We start from the raw sequence: 4358 nt of genomic DNA, 5'->3' as shown, positions 1-4358 counted from the left end.
GTTGTCGCGCTGCTCGACCGCGGCGTAGAAGGCGTCCATGTCCAGGTGCATGATCCAGCGCGGGGGCACGGTGCTCATGGTCCTGGTGCTCGACAAGGGAAACTGGTCATGAGGTTAGCACGGGCGCCGGCACAGACCGGCCGGCCGGCATCAAGTCTGCGCAGGGATAGATCCCGTCCTGCTCACTGCAGCGAGCACTCGATCAACTGTGCGATCTCCTGCGAGACCCGCTGGTTCATCTCGTCGGGCAGGCCCAGTTGATCGTAGAGCCCGTTCATGTACCCGAATTGCAAATTGATCTGGCGGAACAGTTCTTTGTGATCATCGAACTGCCAGCCGATCAGCCCCGGCTGGGTTTGCTCGCGGTGGCCCCGGCACAGCAGGCGCAGGACGTGCCAGAAGGTATCCCCGACCTTCTCCACGAAGTGGAACCAGTAAGGAAACTCGGCCGTCACGTCCATGAAGTAGGCGCGGATCTCAGGGATCTCCGCGGTCTCGCGCGGGTCGTTATCCCAGCCGTCGAAGTAGAAAGTCACCTTGCCTTCCCAGCGCATGGCGATCTCACGGGTAGCGGCCAGTGGCAAGAGCTTGTCGAGCAGGGGCCGGATGTCGTGTGTTACCACCGACTCGCGCATGATGGCGATCGCCAGGATCTGGTCCTTGGCGGGCGAGAGGCGGGCGCGCGGGTACTTGGGCTTCTTGGGCATGTCGTCAGTGGTCCACGGCTATCGAGGTCCCGGATTATCCGCCAACCCGCCCGCCAGCACCCGCGCGATGCCGATGCAGACGGGATTTGAGGCGCAGTGGAACGGAAAACCGCGTTAAGGCCCGGTTCTGGGCTGCTCAGGCTCCGTTTAACCACGTTTAATGGTGTGGGCATACCTAAACCGAAACCAAAACGTCAATAAAAACTATTAACTTAATTTGAAGGTAAGCGACTGACATTTAACAAAAGATTAACATTAATTTTCTTGCGGCCATGAATATAAAGAGTAGTCTGCACACTGACGCACACTACATGGAAACACGAATATGTTAGCCCAAAGGATTAGCACCTCTACGACCAAACACGCCGCCGCCAAGGTGACGTCTGGCCTGCTGACGAAAGCCGAACTGCTGGAGCGGATAGATGCAGTCCTTGGCACCGCTGATGCCGATCAGGGGTGGCGCTTGGTCTTGGCCCTGGTGGAATGGGAGCCCGGCACTTGGCGCCTGGCGTACGGCGTACCGAGCTATGCCGGTGCCTGGGAGCCTGAAAAGTCCCCGGCCGCATGGGTCGTCCTGGGCTGGCTCTCGGACGCCCCTGGCCCGTCTGAACCGGTCTGCTGGGGCTCTCTGGATGGTGCCACCGCTGAGGCACTGGCGATCCGTCAAGCGGGTCTCAATATTGCCCCGCGCCAAGGCCGGGGAAAGGAGTTGCTGGTCGTTGTGACCGATCGAGCGCGGGTGGTGGTCGTCGCATAAAGCTTGAATGAGAGCGAAGCCGCCACGGAGAGCCGTATACATGGCTTGTTTCTCGCGCGGTGAAAATAACACGGATGGTCTAAAATAGCCTGCCCGACCTATCAGGAATGAATGGGCCATGGCAAAAAAGTTGAAAATTGCGAGCGGTCTTATTGCAGCGATGACGCTCTCATCGGCATTCGCGGGCCACCAATTGGCAGCCGGAAACCCCCTTGGATCGAGGTTTCCGGCCGAAAAGGCGTGCCGAAAGGGTCTTGCGTGCGGTTCGGGCACCACTATGCGCCCCGATTTTCACGACTTTTGCGTTTTGTCTGGCGCCCCCATTTAGTCTCACCAGTGAGACCAGGAGCGCTCCCATGAAACCGCAGCAGCCCCCCAGCGACAGTGCCAACAACCCCCAACCCTCCGAGCGTGGCAAGACTTGGGGACTTGTCCCGCGGCGCTACACCGCCAATCAGCGCGCGCTTGCCCGGGTCTATCTGCCCCAACTGCTGGCCGACCTTGCCGCACCCTCTGACTCATGCTCCGGTCGGTTGGAGGTAGGCCCAACAACGCCGCTGGTGACGAATCCCCTGACCGCTGACGCGGTCCCCCCGGCGCTCCCCGAAACTGCCAGGTAAACTTGGTCGGCTGCGCCGTCCCGCGCTATCCCTCGCCCTGAATGGCTTGCCGGGCGAAACGGGTTACACCGAATCGGCAGAAGATGCGCCGACCTGGGTGCCAGCATCGTCTTTCACCCGCGCCTTGAGTTTTTCGCTCGTATGGAACGACACGACCCGGCGGGCGGTGATCGGGATCTCCTCACCGGTCTTCGGATTGCGCCCCGGGCGCTCCTTCTTCTCGCGCAGCGCAAAATTGCCAAAGCCGGACAGCTTGACCTCCTCACCACGTTCCAGGGATTTGCGGATCTCCTCGAAAAAGCTATCGACGAGGTCTTTGGCCTCACGCTTGTTGAGCCCAAGCTCCTCGAGCAGGTGCTCTGCTATGTCGGCTTTGGTCAAGGCCATCCTCTTACTCCCGTCGTCGTGTGCAGAAATGGATTCAACGCGGGGCACCACGCGGCCCACCGCGTGGGCCTCTGCCTGGCTCGCAAGTGTCTAAGAAAACGCCTATAACATCAATCTTAACGCGGGGTTATTTCGGCGCTCTGGCGTTTCGTCCAGGCAGCGGGCTGGGTCCATAGGGTCCGTGACGGACAGGCCGCGGTTGCAGGGCGCCGGCACCAAATCGGGCGTGGATACGCTCTACCGTCGCCGTGAGGTGCCGATCCCGTTCACGGTCGTCGGGACGCTCGGCATGATGACGCTGTTCCCGCTGATGCGCCAAGGGCGACTGACTGCGCCACCCGCGCTCGTGTTTGTCCGCTATACTAAAGCATCCAGGACAAGCCATAGTAGCAAACCATGCTGACCGACCGACTTCCCCGCGATGCCGCGACGCGCCTGACGCACTGCGTCCACGAGGCCCAGGCCCGCCTGGGCTCCCAGCCGGAGGCCTCGGCCCTGTTCGCCCGCGCCACCACGGCCTTCATGCGGGAACTGCTCGGTATGTCCGAGTCGTTGGGCGCGGCCGGTCGTGATCTGGATCTGCTCGCCCAGGATGATCAGACATTGCTGGCCGAACTCATGATGCGGGCGTTACGCACCGACCCGCTGGCGTCCAAAGAGACCCGGCTGCGCCTGCGTGGGCAATTGGCCTTGCACAAGCTGCTGGAGCGTGCGGGTGGCGTCTACACCGCCGCCGAGGTCGCGGCACTGCTTGGCATCACGCCGGATGCGGTGCGCAAGCGTGCCGCCCGGGGCAAGTTGCTGGTGCTGCCCCAGGGTGAGCACGGGGTCTATCCGGCCTTTCAGTTCGATACCGAAGCCAACCGGATCGTCACGGGGCTCGACGCCGTGCTGGCGCTGCTCGATACCGACAGCGCACCGGCCAAGGTCCGTTTTTTCCTGACTCCGGATCGGGACCTGGACGCGCAGACGGGAGCGACCCCCATCGCCGCACTGCGTACCGGCGACGCGGCGGTATGCGCCCTGGTGGCGCGTAAGGCGCGCCAGTTCGGTATCCAGGTGGCCCGATGATCGACCAGCCACACCGCGGTGGCTCCGGCTGGCGTCTGTCGGAGGCGCGATGAACGACGTCGGCCCACCCCCTGTCGATGGTCACGGCAAGCTGAAATCGCGCCGCCTGGGCGCCGGCACCGTCTGGTACCGCATCTCCCATCGCCGTTATGGTAGTGCCCTGCACTTTTCCACCGGTTCCGCTGCCCGCTGGAACGATCCGCTCGACACCTACGGCGTGCTCTACGTCGCCGACGCGCCCGAGACGGCCTTCGCCGAAACCTTCGGCCACGACGTGTCGGTAAGCTATCCACCGGCCACGGATAAGTTCGTGACCGTGACTGAGTTGACTGAGCGCCATCTCTACCGCATCAGTACCGGCACGGAGCTGCAACTGGGCTTGTTGCAGGGGGCCGGGTTGGCAGCGCTCAATCTGGACGTAAGGCTCTTGGCAACCGTCGATTACGCCCTCCCCCAGCGCTGGTCGCGCTGGGTCTATGACGCGCCGGCCGCACTCGACGGCATCATCTACCCCTCCCGATTGCTGCCGGACCACGAAAACACCGCACTCTTTGATCGCTGCCGGGGCCACTTGCAGGAGGAAGACCTCGGCCCCTTGGCCCAGTGGCAGTGCAGCGAGACCGGCGGCGACATCCTGGACATCCTCGACGCGCAGGGTTGGGGCCTCGTTTAAGCCAATGCCGATTCTTCACGCCGTCTGGCTACCCGATCCCACTGACGCGTTCGTCCAAAGCGGCGCATTTCGGCTCTGGGCGGAAACGCAGGAGCGTCGCCCCGTAGGGCGCGACCAAGGCCTGCCGGTGCATCCGTTTCACC

6 protein-coding genes are annotated in these 4358 nt (G+C 62.8%); 4 read left to right on the top strand and 2 right to left on the bottom strand.

Going from position 1 to position 4358, the window contains the following annotated elements; all coding sequences use genetic code 11:
- Nucleotides 1-182: 182 nt before the first annotated feature.
- A complete protein-coding gene (locus QZY44_RS29615) occupies nucleotides 183-707 on the bottom strand; it encodes a chlororespiratory reduction 6 domain-containing protein (protein WP_295456245.1) in 525 nt (174 codons plus the stop codon).
- A gap of 325 nt (nucleotides 708-1032) precedes the next feature.
- On the opposite strand from QZY44_RS29615, the gene QZY44_RS29610 reads away from it, so the two are divergent.
- Entirely contained in the window at nucleotides 1033-1464 is a 432-nt protein-coding gene (locus tag QZY44_RS29610) for a hypothetical protein (protein WP_295456243.1), read from the top strand.
- Between the two features lie 356 nt (nucleotides 1465-1820).
- Nucleotides 1821-2084, top strand: a complete 264-nt coding sequence (locus QZY44_RS29605) for a hypothetical protein (RefSeq protein ID WP_295456241.1) — start codon at nucleotides 1821-1823, stop codon at nucleotides 2082-2084.
- 63 nt (nucleotides 2085-2147) lie between these two features.
- Here QZY44_RS29605 and QZY44_RS29600 read toward each other — a convergent pair whose 3' ends face one another.
- Entirely contained in the window at nucleotides 2148-2471 is a 324-nt protein-coding gene (locus QZY44_RS29600) for an integration host factor subunit alpha (RefSeq protein WP_295456239.1), read from the bottom strand.
- A 396-nt stretch (nucleotides 2472-2867) separates the two neighbouring features.
- Here QZY44_RS29600 and QZY44_RS29595 point away from each other — a divergent pair, with 396 nt between their 5' ends.
- Nucleotides 2868-3542: a hypothetical protein gene (locus QZY44_RS29595; protein WP_295456236.1), complete on the top strand. Its 675-nt coding sequence runs from the start codon at nucleotides 2868-2870 to the stop codon at nucleotides 3540-3542.
- 49 nt (nucleotides 3543-3591) lie between these two features.
- Nucleotides 3592-4215, top strand: coding sequence for an RES family NAD+ phosphorylase (locus tag QZY44_RS29590; protein WP_295456234.1), 624 nt, complete (start codon nucleotides 3592-3594; stop codon nucleotides 4213-4215).
- Nucleotides 4216-4358: the final 143 nt, after the last annotated feature.

The organism is uncultured Thiodictyon sp. (assembly GCA_903837595.1).
Classification (GTDB): Bacteria; Pseudomonadota; Gammaproteobacteria; order Chromatiales; family Chromatiaceae; genus Thiodictyon.
The sequence above is the reverse complement of the archived record's forward strand: the minus strand, read 5'-3'. Positions and strand labels throughout refer to the sequence as shown.

Excerpts from the sequence above, each read along its gene's own strand:
- QZY44_RS29605 (WP_295456241.1), top strand. The coding sequence starts at position 1,821 with ATGAAACCGCAGCAGCCCCCCAGCGACAGTGCCAACAACCCCCAACCC.
- QZY44_RS29595 (WP_295456236.1), top strand. The coding sequence starts at position 2,868 with ATGCTGACCGACCGACTTCCCCGCGATGCCGCGACGCGCCTGACGCAC.
- QZY44_RS29615 (WP_295456245.1), bottom strand. The coding sequence starts at position 707 with ATGCCCAAGAAGCCCAAGTACCCGCGCGCCCGCCTCTCGCCCGCCAAG.
- QZY44_RS29590 (WP_295456234.1), top strand. The coding sequence starts at position 3,592 with ATGAACGACGTCGGCCCACCCCCTGTCGATGGTCACGGCAAGCTGAAA.
- QZY44_RS29610 (WP_295456243.1), top strand. The coding sequence starts at position 1,033 with ATGTTAGCCCAAAGGATTAGCACCTCTACGACCAAACACGCCGCCGCC.
- QZY44_RS29600 (WP_295456239.1), bottom strand. The coding sequence starts at position 2,471 with ATGGCCTTGACCAAAGCCGACATAGCAGAGCACCTGCTCGAGGAGCTT.